Raw genomic sequence first — 18846 nt, 5'->3', positions numbered from 1 at the left:
TTTTGTGTCTAGACAAGAGACATAGGCGTGCTTATAGTCAAGTCATCGCAGTGACAGCACTCACACAAGGAGGCTCATCGTGGTGGCAGAACTTCCCACCGGATCAGACGTCCGGGAATGGCGGGACCGTAAGCGGCACCTGTGGCTCATGGGGCTGATCGCCCCGACGGCGATATTCGTCATGCTGCCGCTGGTGTGGGCGCTCAACCACGCCGGCTGGCACATCGCCGCGCAGGTGCCGCTGTGGGTCGGGCCGATCCTGGTATACGTCCTGCTGCCGTTGCTGGACCTGCGGTTCGGACCCGACGGCCAGAACCCGCCCGACGAGGTGATGGAGCAGCTGGAGAACGACAAGTACTACCGCTACTGCACCTACGTCTACATCCCATTCCAGTACGCCAGTGTCATCATGGGCGCCTATCTGTTCACCGCATCCGATCTGAGCTGGCTCGGGTTCGACGGCGGCCTCGGCTGGCCGGCCAAGATCGGCGTCGCGCTGTCGGTGGGTGTGCTCGGCGGGGTGGGCATCAACACCGCCCACGAGATGGGGCACAAACGCGAGTCGCTGGAGCGCTGGCTGTCCAAGATCACGCTGGCCCAGACCTGGTACGGCCACTTCTACATCGAGCACAACCGTGGGCACCACGTCCGGGTGGCCACGCCCGAGGACCCCGCGTCGGCGCGGTTCGGTGAGACCTTCTGGGAGTTCTTGCCGCGCAGCGTGTTCGGCAGCCTGCGCTCGTCGTGGGAGTTGGAGGCCCAACGCTTACGACGGCAGGGCAAGTCACCGTGGCACTGGTCCAACGATGTGCTCAACGCGTGGGCGATGTCGGTGGTGTTCTGGGGTGTGCTGATCGCGATCTTCGGCGTCGGAGTGCTCCCGTTCATGCTCATCCAGGCCGTCTACGGGTTCAGCCTGCTGGAGTCGGTGAACTATCTCGAGCATTACGGCCTGTTGCGGCAGAAGCTGCCCAGCGGCCGCTACGAACGGTGCGCACCGGTACACAGCTGGAACTCCGATCACATCGTGACCAACCTGTTCCTGTATCACCTGCAGCGGCACAGCGATCACCACGCCAACCCGACCCGCCGCTACCAGACCCTTCGCAGTATTGACGGGGCACCCAATCTGCCCAGTGGTTACGCCTCGCTGATCGGGCTGACCTACCTGCCGCCGTTGTGGCGCAAGGTGATGGACCACCGGGTGCTCGAGCACTATGACGGCGACATCACCCGGGTCAACATCCAGCCGCGGCTGCGTGACAAGGTGCTTGCCCGTTACGGGGCCGACGAGCAGGGCGCCGCATGAGCGCCTATCAGTGCCCCGGTTGCGGTTACGTCTACGACGAGGCCAAAGGTGCACCGCGCGAGGGCTTCCCGGCCGGTACCCCATGGGGCGACGTGCCCGACGACTGGTGCTGCCCGGACTGCGCGGTGCGGGAGAAGCTGGATTTCGAAGTCATGGAGGTGAAGCAGTGACCGAGCCGTACAAGCTGTACGTCTGCGTGCAATGCGGGTTCGAGTACGACGAGGCCAAGGGCTGGCCCGAGGACGGCATCGCCCCGGGCACCCGCTGGGACGACATCCCGGAGGACTGGAGCTGCCCGGATTGCGGTGCGGCCAAGAGCGATTTCGAGATGGTGGAGGTCGCACGGCCGTGATCGTTTCGAGGACCGCTGCGAGTGTCGCGACGAGTGACGTGCTCGACAGCGGCCTCGGAAGCGATATTGTCGCCCGTGTGAGTCGGCCGCGAGACAAGCAACGCATCCCGTACGCGGAGGCGTCGCGGGTGCTGTTACGAGACTCGATTCTCGACGGCATGCGCGAGCTGCTGCTGACCCGTGACTGGTCGGCGATCACGCTCTCGCACGTGGCCAAGGCCGCCGGGATCAGCCGGCAGACGATCTACAACGAGTTCGGCTCACGCCAGGGCCTGGCCGAGGGCTACGCCATGCGGCTGGCCGATCGGCTCGTCGACGCGGTCGACGATGCGATCAACAACAACGTCGGCGAGGTCCATGCGGCATTCCTGGAAGGGTTCCGGGCGTTCTTCCTTGAGTCCGCCGCCGACCCGCTGGTGATCTCGCTGCTCACCGGGGCCTCCAAACCCGACCTGTTGCAGATCATCACCACCGGAAGCGGGCCGATCATCTCCCGGTGCTCACAACGGTTGACCGGGACCTTCCAGAACAGCTGGATCAAGGCCAGCGACGAGGATGCCGGGATACTGGCCCGGGCGATCGTGCGGCTGGCGATGAGCTACGTCTCGATGCCACCCGAGGCCGACCACGATGTGGCCGGTGACCTGGCCCGACTCATGACGCCGTTCGCCGAGCGCTACGGTGTCATAGATACCCCGTAGCTGTCAGAGCGCCGCCGCTGTGAGAAACGCATGAGCGCCTGTCCCGCGAGCCCGCAGGCTAGAGGTATCGGCATGAGGCGTTGCCGCTGGGCGCACCCGTGCGGTTGGAAGCAATCACGACTGAAAGAGGGCTCTACATGACTGAGTTGAAGGCCGACAGCCGGAACGGCATCGACTACAAGGTTGCCGACCTCTCGCTGGCCGACTTCGGCCGCAAGGAGATCCGCCTGGCCGAGCACGAGATGCCGGGCCTGATGGCGCTGCGTCGCGAGTACCACGATGTGCAGCCGCTCAAAGGTGCGCGCATCTCCGGTTCACTGCACATGACCGTGCAGACGGCGGTGCTGATCGAGACCTTGACGGCGCTGGGCGCCGAGGTGCGCTGGGCCTCCTGCAACATCTTCTCCACCCAGGACCATGCTGCGGCAGCCGTCGTCGTCGGGCCGCACGGCACCCCCGAGGAGCCCAAGGGCACTCCGGTCTTCGCCTGGAAGGGCGAGACCCTGGAGGAGTACTGGTGGGCCGCCGAGCAGATGCTCACCTGGGAAGGCGAGCCGGCGAACATGATCCTCGACGACGGTGGCGACGCCACCATGCTGGTGCTGCGCGGCGCGCAGTACGAGAAGGCCGGTGTGGTGCCGCCCGCCGAGGACGACGACTCGGCCGAGTGGAAGGTCTTCCTGTCGCTGGTGCGCAAACGCTTCGAGACGGAAAAGGACAAGTGGACCAAGATCGCCGAGTCGGTCAAGGGGGTCACCGAAGAGACCACCACCGGCGTGCTGCGGCTGTACCAGTTCGCCGCCGCCGGTGAGCTGGCGTTCCCGGCGATCAACGTCAACGACTCGGTCACCAAGAGCAAGTTCGACAACAAGTACGGCACCCGCCACTCGCTGATCGACGGCATCAACCGCGGCACCGACGCGCTGATCGGTGGCAAGAAGGTGCTGATCTGCGGCTACGGCGACGTGGGCAAGGGTTGCGCCGAGTCGATGGCCGGACAGGGCGCGCGCGTTCAGGTCACCGAGATCGACCCGATCAACGCCCTGCAGGCGCTGATGGACGGTTACGACGTGGTGACCGTGGAGGAGGCGATCGGAAACGCCGACATCGTCGTCACCTCGACCGGCAACAAGGACATCATCTCCCTCGATCACATGAAGGCGATGAAGGACCACGCGATCCTGGGCAACATCGGCCACTTCGACAACGAGATCGACATGGCGGCCCTGGAGCGTTCGGGCGCCAAGCGGCTCAACATCAAGCCTCAGGTCGACCAGTGGACCTTCGAGGACGGCAAGTCGATCATCGTGCTGAGCGAGGGCCGGCTGCTCAACCTCGGAAACGCCACGGGCCACCCGTCATTCGTGATGAGCAACAGCTTCTCCAACCAGGTGATCGCCCAGATCGAGCTGTGGACCAAGAACGACGAGTACGACAACGAGGTCTACCGCCTGGCCAAGCATCTCGACGAGAAGGTGGCGCGCATCCACGTCGAGGCACTCGGCGGCACGCTGACCAAGCTCACCAAGGAACAGGCTGAGTACATCGGTGTCGACGTCGAAGGCCCGTACAAGCCGGAGCACTACCGCTACTGAGTCACCCCGTTCTGCGCGAGCAGTCCCCCGCAAGCGGGTGGTGCCCCCAGCGAAAGCGCCCTTGATCTACGGATTTTGGGCGCTTTTGCGTCTTCTCGCCGGGGTTTCAGTGACGATGCGGGGCCATTGCCCCGGGGTCGACCGGGACATGTGCGCCTGCGGTGAACCTGGCATGCAGGCTGCGCACCCAGTCACACAGTTGCGCGACGGTGTCCGGGTGTTTGCGCGACAGGGCCAGCACCGGCGAGTCGTGGCGGGCGGCACGAGCGTCGGTGAGCATCTGCGGCACGTCGACGTCGACGTGCGGCCCGAGATCGATCTTGTTGATGATCAACAGGTCTGCCCGGGCGATTCCGGGGCCGCCCTTGCGGGCGACGTCGCCGCCGCCGGCGACGTCGAGCACGAAGATCTGGGCGTCGACCAGACCGGGGGAGAAGGTCGCGGTGAGGTTGTCACCGCCACTTTCGATCAACACGATGTCCAGCGGCGCGAAGTCACGCTCGAGATCTTCGACGGCCAACAGGTTCATCGTGATGTCGTCGCGGATCGCGGTATGTGGGCAGGCGCCGGTCTCCACGGCCCGAATCCGCTCGGCGGGCAGGATTCCTTGGGAGCGCAGAAACCGGGCGTCCTCGTCGGTGTAGATGTCGTTGGTGACCACCCCGAATCGGTACTGATCGGCCAGGTTCCGGCACAGGGTGGCGATCAGTGAGCTCTTTCCGGTTCCGACCGGTCCGGCCACCCCGAGGCGAAGGGCGCGGGATGGGTGTTGTTCTGACATGGACGAGCCTCCATTTCCGTTGGTACCGAGGATGATTCGGTGGACGCCTGCCATGGCTTCCCGAGCCGCGACAAACCGGCGTTCAGCGCTGTACGCAACTGCAGGTTGTCGTCGCCGAGCGCGGTGATCATGGCGGCCGGGCCGGGCAGCGTCAGCAGGGCGGCCGTGCCCGCCAGGGTCGCCGACATCGCTGCTGACCAATCCCGTTGGGGGTCAACCACAATCGTGGAGCCGACCGCGCGACAGGTGGCTGCGACGGCCGCACTGTTCCACCCGGTGGCGTCGGGTCCGATGTGTAGGTCCTGATGAAAGAGCGGCCGACCACCACGCCGGATCTTCAAGCGCTGCTCGATGGTGCCGGGTTGCTCACCGTGCCGGCCGAGGATCAACTCCTCACGCAGCAGCAGCCGAGCCGTCGGCGCCAGGTCGATGCGAAGATCGTTGACGTGGTTGCAGTGCGCCGCGGCGATGATCGGCTCGGGCAACCAGACCAGCGTCGCGCCGTCACCCACACGCACCTGCGTGGTGGTGTGCGAACAGTCACCATACGGGCCCGGTAGCAGCAGGGTCGCGGAGACGTCGGCGAGCACAAGGGCACTGTCCGGGCCGACGTCGATGTCGAATGTGAAGCGGTCACCGCCTACCGGACCGGCGGCAGCGGCGGCAACGCTCACCCGCGCTGCCCCGGCCAGGCAGTCGGCCCAGGCATGCGGTTCCTTCGGATTGGTGATCCGCAGCGATATCGGGACCTCCGAACGTAATTCGGAGATGTGCGTGTGGGAGCGGCCGTCGATGCCGGGGGTGGCTTCGGTGGCCAGGCTGGCGTGCGCACGCATCGCACCCGGTTTCAGGTCAAGAGGCAAACAGCCGCACCTCCTGCCGGTGGTGCTGTTCGGCGGCGATGTCGAGCAGCGGTGCACCATGGGCCGGTAGTTCCGAGATCGGGGTGTCGGCGTGGCCGGTGGCGACTGCGCTGAGCGCGTCGAGGGTGGGCAGGAGCCGCGCCAGGACCGCGTGCACGGCAAGCGGATCGACGCTCAACAGCCGGACCGCGGCGGTGGCGGGACCGGCCACGGCGTCGTAGAGCGCGGCCGCCGCGGCGTCACTCGGTGCGAGACCGAAGCCGGCCGTCACCACCCCCAGGACGATGGGATGGTGCGCCTGCACAGCCACTTTGGCGAGCTGCGGAACCGGCCGGATGGTGGTCATCGCCCGGTGCAGTTGGCGGCCGAGCGCGCGGGAGACCGCTCGCAGCGTCGGCGACGGGGTGCGGGCGTCGAGCTCGGTGTCGAGCAGGCCCAGCCGGGCGTCGTCGCCCGAGGCCGCGGCAGCACACGCGGCAACGGCGAACGCGGCCGCCACGGCACCCGATGTCGCGGCCCGGCCGCGCAGAAAGTGCTCCAGTGTGTCCAGATCGCGGACCCGGCCGGCCCGGATGACGGCCTCGATTCCGCCGGAATGGGCGTAACCACCGGCGGGCAGTCGACCGTCGGTGAGCAGCAGCAGGGCAGCCGGTGTGGCAGACACGGTCAGTAGAGGAAGTACCGCTGGGCCATGGGCAACTCGCTCGGCGCTTCATGGTTCGCCGGTTCGCCGTCGATACGGACCTCGAAGGTGTCGGGGTTGACCTCGATTTTCGGCAGCGCGGTGTTGAGGGGGAGGTCGGCTTTCGTGCAGTCGCGCATGTTCTTGACCGGCACCAGCTTTCGCGAGATGTTCAACCGGTCGGCCAGCCCGTCTTCCACAGCGACCGTCGAGACGAAGGCGACGCTGGTGGCTTGAGCTGCCCTGGTGTTCATGCTGTAGCCCGGCCGCATCAGCACCGGTTCGGTGGTGGGCACCGCCGCACTGGGGTCACCGATCAGCGACATCGCGATCATGCCGCCCTTGAACACCGCGGTGGGACGAATCCCGAACAGGGCCGGCACGTACAACACGAAGTCCGCCAGCTTGCCCGGTGCGATGGACCCGATCTCGTCGTCCAACCCGTGGATCACCGCCGGGCAGATGGTGGTTTTCGCGACGTAGCGGCGAACGCGGTCGTTGTCGGCCTTCTCCTCGGCGCTGAGCTTCCCGCGCAGGTGCTTCATGCAGTGTGCGGTCTGCCAGTTGCGCAGTACCGTCTCACTGATCCGTCCCACGGCCAGTGCGTCGGAGGACATGGCCGAGATCGCGCCCATGTCCTGCAGGATGTCTTCGGCGGCGATGGTGCCGGCGCGCACCCGGCTCTCGGCGAAGGTGAGCTCCGCGGGAATACGCGGATTGAGTTGGTGGGCAACCAGAATCACGTCCAGTTGCTCGTCGAGCGTGCCGGTGGTGTACGGCCGGGTCGGGGTCGTCGACGACGGCAGCACGTTGGGCTCACCCGCGATGCGGATGATGTCGGGCGCGTGACCGCCGCCGGCGCCCTCGGTGTGGTAGCTGTGAAAGTTCCGCCCGTCGACGGTGCGCATCAGGTCCTCGACGAAGCCGCACTCGTTCGCCGTATCGCTGTGGACGGCGACCTGCACCCCGGACTGCTCGGCCACCCGCAGCGCGGCGTCGATCACCGCCAGGCTCGCACCCCAGTCCTCGTGGCACTTGATCCCACATGCGCCGCCGCGCAACTGCTCCCACAACGCCTCCTCGGACACGGTGGTGCCGCGGGCCAGGAACCCCACATTGACCGGAAACGGGTCGGACCCCTCGAACAATCGCGCCAACCACCAGGCACCCGGCGTGGCCAGCGTGGCCTTACCCCCATCGGTCGCGCCGGTACCCCCGCCGAGCAGCGTCGTGACACCGGATTGCAACACCACCGTGAACTCGTCCGGAACCACGAAGTGCACATGGGTGTCGATATGGCCCGGCGTCATGATCAGGCCCATGCCGTTCATGATCTCGGTGGACGGGCCGATCACCAGGTCGGGATGGACGCCGTCCATGATGTCGGGGTTCCCCGATTTTCCGATCGCGGTGAAAGCGGCCGTCGCGAATTCCCACGTCTGCCTTGATGATTCCCCAGTGGTCGATGATCACCACGTTGGTGACGACCAGATCGGGCGTGCCCTGCGACCGCGGGGTGTGTGACTGCCCCTGGGACTCCCGCCCCGATTTGCCGCCACCGAAAATCACCTCGTTGCCGCCGACGCAGCGATCCTCCTCGATCTCGATGAACAGGTCGGTGTCGGCCAGTCGAAGCTGATCGCCTTTGGTGGGGCCGAGCATCGACACATACAGCTGCCGTTGAATCTCAGGCATCGAGCGGCCCCCCGCACTCGCCGCGGAAGCCCGCAGCGATCCGCCGGCCGCCGTAGGGGATCAATTCGATTTCCTGGGTCACGCCCGGGTCGAACCGGGTCAGCCCGCCGGAAATGATGTTCTGCCGCTTGCCCCAGGCCGCCTTGCGGTCGAACTCCAGCGCAGAGTTCGTCTCGGCGAAGTGGTAGTGCGATCCGACGTGAATCGGCCGGTCCCCGGTATTGACCACCTTCACGGTGGTGACCTCACAGCCCACGTTGACCAGAACCGGGTCGGTGCCGAAGATGATCGCCCCGGGAGCCGAGGGTTTGGTACTGGAATCCGCCCCCGGTTGCACCAGGGCCAGGACGCCACCCTTGCCCGAGCCCAGATACACCGACTGCCCCGTGCCCGGGCGGTGGCGACGCACCGGCGGTGGGTTCATTGCGCCGACGACTTTTTCGAGCATGGGATTGTGCTGCAGAAGGCGTTGGCCTTCGGCGAACAGCCGGCTCGTCACGCCGAACAACTTCGAATTCCCCTGGGCCCGCTGCATCTGGTTGATGACAGAGTCCTTGACCTTGTCGGTGAGCCGTCCCATCCGACGCCCCCAATTCGCTGCGATGAAGTGATACGCGACGCAGTTCCCGCTACGGCACCGCTCAAACGCAGCGAGCGCCTCCGGCGTTACGCGTCGTTACCCGCTCAAGTAATGGGTTGCGGCACGGTGACCAACTTGGTGCCGTCGGGAAAGGTCGCCTCGACTTGGAGTTGCTGGAGCATTTCCGGCACCCCGTCCATCACGTCTTTGCGTTTGAGGACTTTGCGGGCGTCGTTCTGGACGTCGGCTTTCTCTCGACCGTCCCGGGCGCATTCGAGGACGAACTGCGTCAGTATCGACGTGGCTTCCGGCAGGTTGAGTTTGAGTCCGCGCTCACGACGTTTCCGCGCCACCTCGGCCGCCGTGTGAACCAGAAGGAGCTCTTTTTCCTTCAGTGACAAGAACACGGCACCATCCCCTAACCCGTCTGCCCGCGACAGAGCAGACGACCGCGTTCGGAGGTACCCCGAGTCGGCGGATCCAAACTCGTCGCCACGTACTCGTCCCGCGTGGCGACATTTCCTGTTCTGACCCCGTCGCCGCCGATACCGTTGGTCTCCATGACGCGCCGCCCTGAACCCTTGGCCGCCTTGCGGATCTCCACGGCGCTGTACCGGTTCCGCGAAAGCTTGTTCGCGTTGCCGACGCTGGTGGTGGTCGGCGGCGTGATCCTGGCGGAGACCACGGCCTTTCTCGATCACCTCGTAGGAGTAGACAGCCCGTTGCCGTTCACGGTGCAGATGAACAGCAATGGCGCCACGTGGCTGCTCAGCACCGTCGCCGGTGCCACCATCACGACCGCCGGGGTGGTGTTCTCGTTGACCGTGGTGAGTCTGCAGTTGGCCAGCAGCCAGTTCTCACCGCGGGTTCTGCGATCGTTCATCCGCGACCGGGTCAGCCAATTCGTGATCGGTTTGCTGGTGGCGACTTTCGTGTTCTGCGTGTTGGTGCTACGGCACATCAGCGGCGATACCACCTCCAATGCGCCACAGATATCGATGACCGTTGCGATCGTTCTGGCCGTCGCGACGGTGCTGCTGATCATCGCCTATCTCAACCGACTGGCCCACGGTCTGCAGGTTGGCGAAGTGGTGCGCACCATTGCCGCAGAAGCCGAAGCGGTGATCGCCGCGACGGCGTGTCAGGCGCACGATGACAGGCCCCATGCACCAAGCTCGATCGACATCCCCGATGATCGCCTGTCAGTCCGGGCCCAACGCGATGGATGGGTGACCCAGGCGCCCAGCAGGTTTATTCTCGACGCCGTTCCGCCCTCGACCGTCGTGCGTCTGGAAACCCGTACCGGGGCTTACATTCACCGCGGCGAGGTGTTGATGACCCTCTGGCCGGTCCCAGACCAACCGGCCAAGGTGCAGACCGCGCTGCTGTCGACCGTCGAGATCGCCGACGTTCGAACCATGCAGCAAGACATCGACTTCGGCATCCGCCAACTGGTCGACGTCGCGCTGCGGGCGCTCAGTTCCGCGATCAACGATCCCACCACCGCCACCGAAGTGGTGCTGAGGTTGGGCAGCTTGCTGCGAATCCTGCTGGCCTCGGACCTGCCTCCGGCGTCGGTGGCCGGGATCGATGGCAGGGTCCTGCTGCGGCCCTGGGATCTGTCGCACGACGAGTACATCGAGCACGCGTTCGACCAGATCCGACAAACCGGCACCACCCAACCGCACGTCGTCACGGCGTTGTTGCGGGTGCTGCGGATGTTGATCGACCACAGTCGCGATGTGGGCCGTGAACAGCACATTCCCGCGCTGCGCAGCCAGGTCCGGCGCCTGATGGAGACGATGGCCGTGCAACCGCAGCTCCATCCGGCCGACCTGGCCCGGTTGCAGACGCTGGCTCAGGAGCGGGGCGTCGACCCCGCCGAACACGACGCCGAATGAGCCGTGAGAGCCGGCCGGTGGATGTCAGCGTTGTCCGGGTGGGCGCGGAGCGTGCAGGTCGAAGCGGACCCCGACCATGCGGATCACAAAACACACGCTCGCCGCACCCAGGGCGGCAATGGTGCCGCGGTGGCCGAGCAGATACCCGGCCGCGGCGAAACCCGCGCCGATCAACGCCGGGATCGCATACAGCTCACTGCGTAGCACCGTCGGAATCCGTCCGATCATCACGTCGCGGATGGTGCCGCCGCCGACGGCGGTGACCGTTCCGACGATCATCGCTTGCGGCACACCGAATCCCAGATCCAGCGCCTTGTACGCGGCCAGGACCGCGAACACGCTCAGCCCGATCGCGTCGAGCACCGTGATCGTCATCGCCAACCGATCCAGCCTGCGGCTGAGCACGAATGCCACCAGGCCGCCGCCGGCCGCCAGAGCCAGATATCGCCAATCGACGAACGTGGCCGGCGGGAGCGCATCCAACAGCACATCGCGGATCGTCCCGCCGCCCAAACCGGTGAACATGCCCAGGGCGATCACACCGAAGATGTCGAGCCGCTCAGCGCGCACCGCGGTCAGCGCGCCGTTGAGGGCGAACGCGAATGTGCCGACCAGGTCGAGCACCAGGAGCAGTGGCGTTTCGGTCGACATGAACTGAGGTATACCCCACCGCGTGACCGCATCAGCGCAAGCCGTCGCTACCGTGCTCGGCGGCCTGGACCGGATCCGCTCGTGGCAGGAAAGCCTTTATCGAGACCTGCACGAGCATCCCGAGCTGTCACACCGGGAATCCGAAACCGCGGCAAAGGTCGTCGAGCGGCTCCGGCAGTTCGGCTACCAGGTGCACGACGGCATCGGCGGAACCGGAGTGGTCGGTATCCTGGCGAACGGATCGGGCGCCACCGTGCTGTTGCGGGCCGACATGGACGCGCTGCCCGTGCAGGAGGCCACCGGACTCGGGTACGCCAGCACCGTGCGCGTCACCGACCGTCAGGGCAATGAGGTCCCGGTGATGCACGCCTGCGGGCACGACGTCCATGTGACAGCGCTGCTCGGTGCGGCCCAACTGCTCGCCGAGGGGTGCGAGCATTGGCACGGGACCCTGGTGGTGCTCTTCCAGCCCGCCGAGGAGACCGGTGACGGCGCCGGTGGCATGGTCGACGACGGCCTGGCCGAATTGCTGCCGAAGGTCGACGTCGCGTTCGCGCAACATGTCCTGCCCGCGCCTGCGGGCCGGGTCGGCACCCGCGCCGGCCCGGTGTTGTCCGCGGCGGACAGTATGCGGATCACGGTGTACGGCAGGGGAGCTCACGGATCCATGCCGCAGGCTGCGATCGATCCGGTGGTGCTCGCGGCGATGATCGTCATCCGCCTGCAGACCGTCGTCGCACGCGAGATCGCCCCCGGTGAACCGGCGGTGCTCACCATCGGCAGCCTCCATGCCGGGACCAAGAGCAACGTGATCGCCGACCGTGCCGTACTCGAGCTCAACATCCGCACCTACGACGAGCGGACACGCACCTCGATGCTCGACTCCATCCGCCGGATCGTCACCGCCGAATGCGCGGCCTCGAGATCACCGAGGGAACCGGAATTCGAACTGTTCGACCGGTTTCCGTTGACCGACAACGATGTCGAGGTCACCACTCGGGTGGAATCGGCCTTCGGGGCGTACTTCGACGATCGGTGGGGCCGGATGCCGCAGGGTAGTGCCAGCGAAGATTTCAGCGATATCCCCGCCGCGCTCGGTACGCCCTACACCTACTGGGGTATCGGCGGCATCGACCCGGCGGTCTATCGCGCCGCGGCCGATGCCGGGCGGGTCGACCAGGACATCCCGGTCAACCACTCGCCGACTTTCGCACCCGTCATCCAGCCGACGCTGGACACCGGCACCGAGGCGCTCGTCGTGGCGGCCTTGGCCTGGCTCGAAAAGGGTTGACGCCGCGGCGGTGTGGGAAACCGCACCGATACCGCATCGATCTTGTTAAGGTTTCGCCTCATGGGTCGGGGGGTCGCCGCGATGGTCGGCGCGGTCATGTTGGCGCTGTTCGCGGTATTGGCTCCCACCGCTTGGGCTGATCCGTCCAACGACGGACACGACCCCATCTTCAACGAGGACGAGTACATCGAGTTCTACACCCCGCCGGACCCGTTGCCGCCAGGCTCGCCCGGGGATGTGCTCAAGTCCGAGCCGTCACGACTGGTGCTGGAACCCTCCGGTCAGCTCGGCATGATCGTCGCGGACGGAACGCGAATCATGTACCGCAGCACCGACGCTCGTGGCAACCCGATGGCCGTGACGGGAACCTACTTCGAACCGCACAACCCCTGGCCGGGTCGGGGCCCGCGCCCGTTGATCGTCTACGGGCCCGGAACGCAGGGGCAGGGTGATCAGTGCGCGCCGTCGCGTCAGTTCAACCAGGGCATCCACTGGTCGCCGTGGCTGGACATCACGTTCAACTACGAAGAGATGTTCGTCGCGACCATGGTGGCCCGCGGATTTGCCATCGTGATGACCGACTATCAAGGGCTGGGCACGCCCGGACTGCACACCTACGTCAACCGCGTTGCGCAGGGCAATGCGATGCTGGACGCCGGCCGGGCCGCGCTGAAACTTCCCGGAACGTCACTGGATCCACATGGGCCGGTGGCCTTTTGGGGTTATTCGCAGGGTGGTGGGGCAGCGGCGTCGGCCGCCGAACTAGCCTCGTCCTACGCGCCGGATCTGCATGTGGTGGGCACCTACGCCGGTGCCCCGACGGCCGATCTCAAAGAACTGTTCCCCTACGCCGACGGCAGCGCGCTGGTGGGCGTGGTGGGATATGCGCTGAACTCGGTGATCACCAGTTATCCGGAATTCGAGGATCTGATCCGCTCCAAGCTCACGCCACGCGGCGCGGACCTGCTGCAGAAAGTGCAGGATCAGTGCATCGCCGAGACGATCACCAAATTCATGTTCCGGCACCTACAGCCGTACTTCAACGTCGACATCTACCAAGCGGTGAACGAAGAGCCGTTCAGCACGCTGTTCGACATGCAGAAGATCGGCCGATATACGCCGAACGCGCCGGTGCTGATCCTGAGCAACCGATATGACCCACTGGTGCCGTGGACGGCGGCCAACCAACTCGGGCGGGACTGGTGTGAGAAGGGGGCCGACGTCCAGTTCTGGACGAACGAAGAGCCGCCGTTCCTGAACAAGTTGGTGATCAACCACGCGTTGCCGATGCTGGTCGACGGGGAACGGGCGATGCAGTGGATCGCCGACCGCTTCAACGGATTACCGACCACCCCCAACTGTGGGGAGTTCTGACCCTGACCGCCGAATGTGTAGAAGATCGCGAGATTTCTCGCTCATCGCACGATCTTCTTCACATTCGTCAGTCAATTGCACGCACCAGTTAGGCTGCCCGCGTGCTCATCGCGATCGAGGGCGTCGACGGCGCCGGCAAGCGCACGTTGACGGGCGGCCTACGGGCGGCGTTCGAGTCAGACCACAAATCGGTCGGCACGCTGGCGTTCCCGCGCTATCACCATTCGGTGCCCGCGGACCTGGCCGCCGAGGCGTTGCACGGCGCCCACGGGGATCTGGCCGACTCGGTGTATGCGATGGCCACGCTGTTCGCGCTCGACCGCGCCGGGGCGCGGGAGGAAATCGAGCATCTGCAGGCGGCCTACGACGTTGTCATCCTGGACCGCTACGTCGCCTCGAACGCCGCCTACAGCGCCGCCCGATTGCATCAAGGCGCAGACGGAGACGTGGTGGCGTGGGTGCGCGACCTCGAGTTCGACCGTCTCAAACTTCCCGCGCCCGACTGGCAGGTGCTGCTCGACGTGCCGACCGAGCTGGCGGCCCGGCGCGCCGAGCATCGGGCCAACACCGAGGCCGATCGCGCCAAGGACGCGTATGAGCGCGACGGCGGGTTGCAACAGCGCACCGGTGCGGTCTATGCGGCGCTGGCGGCCACCGATTGGTGCGGTCGGTGGGCCGTCGCCGGGCCGGATGTGGACCCGGAGGTCCTGGCTCGTCGGCTGAACAGCAGATAAAGCGGAGAAACCCGCGTGTGGTAGCCCGGTTTTATCGCGATCGGGTGACACCATGGACACCATGAGGCAAAGGATCCTTGTCGTCGACGACGACCCATCACTGGCCGAGATGCTCACCATCGTCTTGCGTGGTGAAGGATTCGACACCGCGGTGATCGGGGATGGCAGCCAGGCGCTGACCGCTGTCCGTGAACTGCGGCCCGATCTGGTCCTGCTGGACCTGATGCTGCCCGGCATGAACGGCATCGACGTGTGCCGGGTGCTCCGTGCCGATTCCGGCGTGCCGATCGTCATGCTGACCGCCAAGACCGACACCGTCGACGTCGTGCTCGGCCTGGAATCCGGCGCCGACGACTACGTGATGAAGCCGTTCAAGCCCAAGGAGCTGGTGGCCCGGGTGCGCGCCCGGCTGCGTCGTAACGAGGACGAGCCCGCCGAGCTGCTGTCGATCAACGACGTGGAGATCGACGTGCCGGCCCACAAGGTGACCCGCCAAGGCGAGCAGATTTCGCTGACACCGCTGGAATTCGACCTGCTGGTGGCGCTGGCACGCAAACCACGGCAGGTGTTTACTCGTGATGTGCTGCTCGAACAGGTGTGGGGATACCGTCACCCCGCCGACACCCGTTTGGTGAACGTGCATGTCCAGCGGTTGCGGGCCAAGGTTGAGAAGGACCCGGAGAACCCGCAGGTGGTGTTGACCGTTCGAGGAGTGGGATACAAGGCCGGACCCCCGTGATATTCGGCTCCAGACGGCGCATCCGTGGTCGCTGGGGAGGTTCCGGCCCACTGTTGCGCGGATTGGGGACGCTCGGCAGGGCCCTGAGTCTGGTGTGGCGACGCTCGCTGCAGATGCGGGTCGTCACGTTGACCCTGGGTCTTTCGCTGGCCGTCATCATGGTCCTCGGCTTTGTGCTGACCAGCCAGATCACCGACCGGATTCTCGAAGTGAAGGTGAAGGCGGCCACCGAGGAGATCGAGCGCGCCCGCGTCACGGTCGGCGGCATCGTCGGCGGTGAGGAGAGCCGCTCGCTGGACAGCAGCCTGCAACTGGCCCGCAACACCCTCATCGATCGCAAGGCCGACGCCCGCGCCGACGTGGCCGGGGCGTTCGACGCGGTGCTCATCGTGCCCGGCGACGGACCTCGCGAAGCCGCCGCGGCCGGCCCGGTCCAGCAGGTGCCCAAGGCCCTGCGTGACTTCGTCAAGGCCGGGCAGGTCAGCTACCAGTACGCCACGGTTTCCACCGACGGGTTCGCCGGGCCGGCCCTGATCGTCGGCAGCCCGGCCTCGTCGTCGGTGCCCAATCTTGAGCTGTACCTGATCTTTCCGCTGAACAACGAGGAAAGCACGATTTCGTTGGTGCGCGGCACGATGGCCACCGGCGGCGTGGTGTTGCTGGGGCTGCTCGCGGCGATCGCCCTGGTGGTGGCGCGTCAGATCGTGCAGCCGGTGCGCTCGGCCTCACGCATCGCCGAGCGCTTTGCCGAGGGGCACCTGACCGAGCGGATGCCGGTACGCGGCGAGGACGACATGGCGCGGCTGGCGGTGTCGTTCAACGACATGGCCGAGAGCCTGTCGCGGCAGATCCAGCAGCTCGAGGAATTCGGTAATCTGCAGCGCCGCTTCACCTCTGACGTCAGCCACGAATTGCGCACGCCGCTGACCACGGTGCGCATGGCCGCCGACCTGATCCATGACCACATCCACGACTCCGGGGAAGATCTGGACCCGGCGCTGCGTCGCTCCACCGAGCTGATGGTCAACGAGCTGGACCGGTTCGAGACCCTGCTGGCCGACCTGTTGGAGATCTCCCGGCACGACGCCGGTGTGGCCGAACTGTCGGTGGAGTCGGTGGATCTGCGTTCGACCGTGCAGAGTGCGCTGGACAACGTCGGGCACCTGGCCGCCGACGCCGAGGTCGAACTCGACGTGGACATGCCGGCCGACGAGGTGATCGCCGAGGTGGATCCGCGCCGGGTGGAACGCATCTTGCGCAATCTCATCGCCAACGCCATCGACCATGCCGAGCGCAAACCGGTACGCATCCGGATGGCCGCCGACGAGGACACCGTCGCGGTCACCGTCCGCGACTTCGGCGTCGGGCTGCGGCCCGGCGAAGAGAAGCTCGTGTTCAGCCGATTCTGGCGGTCGGACCCCTCGCGGGTGCGCCGCTCCGGCGGCACCGGGCTGGGCCTGGCCATCAGCATCGAGGACGCGCGCCTGCACCAGGGCCGGCTGGAAGCCTGGGGTGAACCGGGTAAGGGTGCCTGCTTCCGGTTGACGCTGCCCCTGGTTCGTGGCCACAAGGTGACCACGAGCCCACTGCCTCTGAAACCCGTTGCGCCGCAACAGGGTACGCGCCGGCGTGCGAACCGAGATCGGGAGCCTGCGGAGGAGAGCGTGTGAAGCGGCTGCTGACGGTGGTGCTCGTCGGTGTTGTCGTCATGGTGTCCGGATGCGCGGGAATTCCCAATTCGTCCTCACCGCAGGCGATCGGCACGGTCGAGAAACCGGCGCCACCGAACCTTCCCAAGCCGGCGCCGGGTATGGACCCCGACGTGCTGTTGCGGGAATTCCTCAAGGCCACTGCCGATCCCGCGAACCGGCACCTGGCGGCGCGGCAGTTCCTCACCGAGTCGGCTTCCAGCTCCTGGGACGACGCCGGCAGCGCACTGCTGCTGGACCGGGTGGTGTTCGTCGAAACCCGTAGTTCGGACCGGGTTTCGGTGAGCATGCGGGCCGACATCCTCGGATCCCTTTCCGACATGGGCGTTTTCGAGACGGGGGAGGGTGCCCTGCCCGATCCCGGACCGATCGAGCTCGTCCAGACCCCGGCCGGTTGGCGGATCGACCGGCTGCCCAACGGCGTCTTCCTCGACTGGCAGCAGTTCCAGTCCACCTACAAACGCAACACGCTGTACTTCGTCGACCCCACCGGAACCACGGTGGTACCCGATCCGCGCTATGTGGCGGTCTCTGACCCCGATCAACTGGCCACCGAACTGATCTCCAAACTGGTGGCCGGCCCGCGCCCGGAGATGGCCAGGACCGTACGCAACCTGCTCGACGCGCCACTGCGGTTGCGCGGGCCGGTCACCCGGGCCGACGGCGGCAAGACCGGTGTGGGACGCGGCTACGGCGGTGCCCGCATCGATCTGGAGAACCTGTCGACCACCGACCCGCACAGCCGGCAACTGCTTGCCGCCCAGATCATCTGGACGCTCTCGCGGGCCGGGATCAGCGGGCCCTATGTGATCAACGCCGACGGTGCCCCACTGGACGACCGGTTCGCCGACGGCTGGGAAACCTCCGACGTGGCGGCCACCGATCCCGGTGCGGTACCCGGTGCGGCGGCAGGTTTGCACGCCTTGGTCGGCGGATCACTGGTGGCCCTCGACGGTCAGCGCACCACGCCGGTGCCCGGGGCCTTCGGCTCGGCGCCAAACCAGAAGTCGGCCGCGGTGTCGCGCAACGGGCAGGACGCGGCCTCGGTCGTGGTGCTGCCGGACGCCCCCGAGGCCACGGCCGCCTCGCTGTGGATGGGTCCGCTGGGCGGGCCCACCGCCAAGGCCATCGAAGGCCGCACGCTGAGCCGGCCGAGCTGGTCGCTGGATGCGGCCGTGTGGGTGGTGGTCGACGACGCCAACGTGGTGCGGGCGATCCGCGACGCGTCCGGTGTGCCGGCCCGGATACCGGTCGATGTGGCAGCGGTGTCCACCCGGTACCCCGGGCCCATCACGGAACTGCAGCTCTCGCGCGACGGCACCCGCGCGGCCATGGTGATCGGTGGCCAGGTGATCCTGGCCGGCGTCGAGCGGACACCGGAGGGCCAGTTCCTGCTGACCTATCCGCGCCGCCTCGGCTTCGGGCTCGGCAACACCGTGGTCTCGTTGTCCTGGCGCACCGGTGACGACATCGTGGTCAGCCGAACCGATCCGGCGCATCCGGTGTCCTACGTCAACCTCGACGGCGTCAACTCCGACGGGCCCAGCCGCAACCTGCAAACCCCGGTGGGCACCGTGGCCGCCAATCCGTCGACGGTCTATGTCGCCGATCAACGCGGGGTGTTGCAACTGTCGGCGTCGGTCAACGAGGAAAACCCCGGGTGGGTCGAGGTGCGACCGCTGATGGTGCCCGGCTCGTTGCCCGTGCTGCCCGGCTGATTCGTCCGCGCCGCCTCGTCGCGTGCCCGCTTCGTTTTCTGCGTGAGGGCTGTCCCGCGACGTTCGTGGCGACCCTGCTGTAGAAATCGGCGGGCGTGCGGCGTTTGAGTCCGCGCCGGCCGGCGCGCCGTTTTCTGCACCTGGGCTGTGCCCCACAAGAATTCACGACCC

General features: G+C 66.5%; 18 protein-coding genes and 1 pseudogene. 12 read left to right on the top strand and 7 right to left on the bottom strand.

Features of this window, described 5'->3' with window-relative positions:
* Positions 1 to 148: 148 nt before the first annotated feature.
* The 5 genes from A5699_RS16140 (at position 149) to ahcY (ending at position 3957) form a co-directional block, all read left to right on the top strand.
* On the top strand, positions 149 to 1309 hold the full coding sequence (locus A5699_RS16140) for an alkane 1-monooxygenase (RefSeq protein ID WP_231965736.1): 1161 nt from the start codon (positions 149 to 151) through the stop codon (positions 1307 to 1309).
* Positions 1306 to 1479, top strand: a complete 174-nt coding sequence (locus tag A5699_RS16135; RefSeq protein ID WP_067770952.1) for a rubredoxin — start codon at positions 1306 to 1308, stop codon at positions 1477 to 1479. The genes A5699_RS16140 and A5699_RS16135 overlap by 4 nt, the downstream gene beginning before the upstream one ends.
* Positions 1476 to 1661, top strand: a complete 186-nt coding sequence (locus A5699_RS16130; RefSeq protein WP_067770949.1) for a rubredoxin — start codon at positions 1476 to 1478, stop codon at positions 1659 to 1661. The genes A5699_RS16135 and A5699_RS16130 overlap by 4 nt, the downstream gene beginning before the upstream one ends.
* Positions 1662 to 1738: 77 nt before the next feature.
* Positions 1739 to 2362 (top strand): TetR family transcriptional regulator, encoded by a 624-nt coding sequence (locus A5699_RS16125; RefSeq protein WP_067771011.1) that lies wholly within the window; start codon positions 1739 to 1741, stop codon positions 2360 to 2362.
* Positions 2363 to 2499: 137 nt separating this feature from the next.
* A complete protein-coding gene (ahcY, locus tag A5699_RS16120) occupies positions 2500 to 3957 on the top strand; it encodes an adenosylhomocysteinase (protein ID WP_067770948.1) in 1458 nt (485 codons plus the stop codon).
* A gap of 106 nt (positions 3958 to 4063) precedes the next feature.
* Here the strand turns inward: ahcY and ureG are convergent, their stop codons facing one another.
* The 6 genes and pseudogenes from ureG to A5699_RS16090 all read right to left on the bottom strand — a co-directional run bounded on the left by ureG (position 4064) and on the right by A5699_RS16090 (position 8965).
* Complete coding sequence (ureG, locus tag A5699_RS16115) at positions 4064 to 4738, bottom strand: urease accessory protein UreG (RefSeq protein ID WP_067770947.1); 675 nt, start codon at positions 4736 to 4738, stop codon at positions 4064 to 4066.
* On the bottom strand, positions 4663 to 5601 hold the full coding sequence (locus A5699_RS16110) for an urease accessory protein UreD (RefSeq protein ID WP_197508306.1): 939 nt from the start codon (positions 5599 to 5601) through the stop codon (positions 4663 to 4665). The genes ureG and A5699_RS16110 overlap by 76 nt, the downstream gene beginning before the upstream one ends.
* The gene (locus A5699_RS16105) at positions 5591 to 6265 is read right to left on the bottom strand and encodes an urease accessory protein UreF (protein WP_197508305.1); all 675 of its coding nucleotides are present in this window, start codon (positions 6263 to 6265) and stop codon (positions 5591 to 5593) included. The genes A5699_RS16110 and A5699_RS16105 overlap by 11 nt, the downstream gene beginning before the upstream one ends.
* A 2-nt stretch (positions 6266 to 6267) precedes the next feature.
* Positions 6268 to 7978, bottom strand: a pseudogene (gene ureC, locus A5699_RS16100) (urease subunit alpha).
* Entirely contained in the window at positions 7971 to 8558 is a 588-nt protein-coding gene (ureB, locus tag A5699_RS16095; protein ID WP_231965733.1) for an urease subunit beta, read from the bottom strand. Before ureB ends, ureC begins: the two are co-directional and overlap by 8 nt.
* 104 nt (positions 8559 to 8662) lie before the next feature.
* Positions 8663 to 8965 carry an urease subunit gamma gene (locus tag A5699_RS16090; RefSeq protein ID WP_067770942.1) on the bottom strand — a complete coding sequence of 101 codons (303 nt, stop codon included), beginning with the start codon at positions 8963 to 8965 and terminating at the stop codon, positions 8663 to 8665.
* Between the two features lie 153 nt (positions 8966 to 9118).
* On the opposite strand from A5699_RS16090, the gene A5699_RS16085 reads away from it, so the two are divergent.
* Positions 9119 to 10459 (top strand): DUF2254 domain-containing protein, encoded by a 1341-nt coding sequence (locus tag A5699_RS16085; protein ID WP_197508304.1) that lies wholly within the window; start codon positions 9119 to 9121, stop codon positions 10457 to 10459.
* Between the two features lie 24 nt (positions 10460 to 10483).
* Here the strand turns inward: A5699_RS16085 and A5699_RS16080 are convergent, their stop codons facing one another.
* A complete protein-coding gene (locus A5699_RS16080; RefSeq protein ID WP_067770939.1) occupies positions 10484 to 11110 on the bottom strand; it encodes a trimeric intracellular cation channel family protein in 627 nt (208 codons plus the stop codon).
* Positions 11111 to 11132: 22 nt separating this feature from the next.
* On the opposite strand from A5699_RS16080, the gene A5699_RS16075 reads away from it, so the two are divergent.
* The 6 genes from A5699_RS16075 to lpqB all read left to right on the top strand — a co-directional run bounded on the left by A5699_RS16075 (position 11133) and on the right by lpqB (position 18675).
* Complete coding sequence (locus tag A5699_RS16075) at positions 11133 to 12401, top strand: amidohydrolase (RefSeq protein WP_067770937.1); 1269 nt, start codon at positions 11133 to 11135, stop codon at positions 12399 to 12401.
* 60 nt (positions 12402 to 12461) lie between these two features.
* Positions 12462 to 13775 (top strand): lipase family protein, encoded by a 1314-nt coding sequence (locus A5699_RS16070; protein ID WP_067770936.1) that lies wholly within the window; start codon positions 12462 to 12464, stop codon positions 13773 to 13775.
* 101 nt (positions 13776 to 13876) lie between these two features.
* Positions 13877 to 14509: a dTMP kinase gene (locus A5699_RS16065; protein WP_067770934.1), complete on the top strand. Its 633-nt coding sequence runs from the start codon at positions 13877 to 13879 to the stop codon at positions 14507 to 14509.
* Between the two features lie 52 nt (positions 14510 to 14561).
* Positions 14562 to 15248, top strand: coding sequence for a two-component system response regulator MtrA (gene mtrA / locus A5699_RS16060; protein ID WP_019343547.1), 687 nt, complete (start codon positions 14562 to 14564; stop codon positions 15246 to 15248).
* On the top strand, positions 15245 to 16918 hold the full coding sequence (gene mtrB, locus A5699_RS16055) for an MtrAB system histidine kinase MtrB (protein WP_067770932.1): 1674 nt from the start codon (positions 15245 to 15247) through the stop codon (positions 16916 to 16918). The genes mtrA and mtrB overlap by 4 nt, the downstream gene beginning before the upstream one ends.
* Positions 16915 to 18675, top strand: a complete 1761-nt coding sequence (gene lpqB, locus A5699_RS16050; protein ID WP_067770929.1) for an MtrAB system accessory lipoprotein LpqB — start codon at positions 16915 to 16917, stop codon at positions 18673 to 18675. Before mtrB ends, lpqB begins: the two co-directional genes overlap by 4 nt.
* Positions 18676 to 18846: the final 171 nt, after the last annotated feature.

The organism is Mycobacterium sp. E802 (assembly GCF_001666875.1).
Classification (GTDB): Bacteria; Actinomycetota; Actinomycetes; order Mycobacteriales; family Mycobacteriaceae; genus Mycobacterium.
The sequence above is the reverse complement of the archived record's forward strand: the minus strand, read 5'-3'. Positions and strand labels throughout refer to the sequence as shown.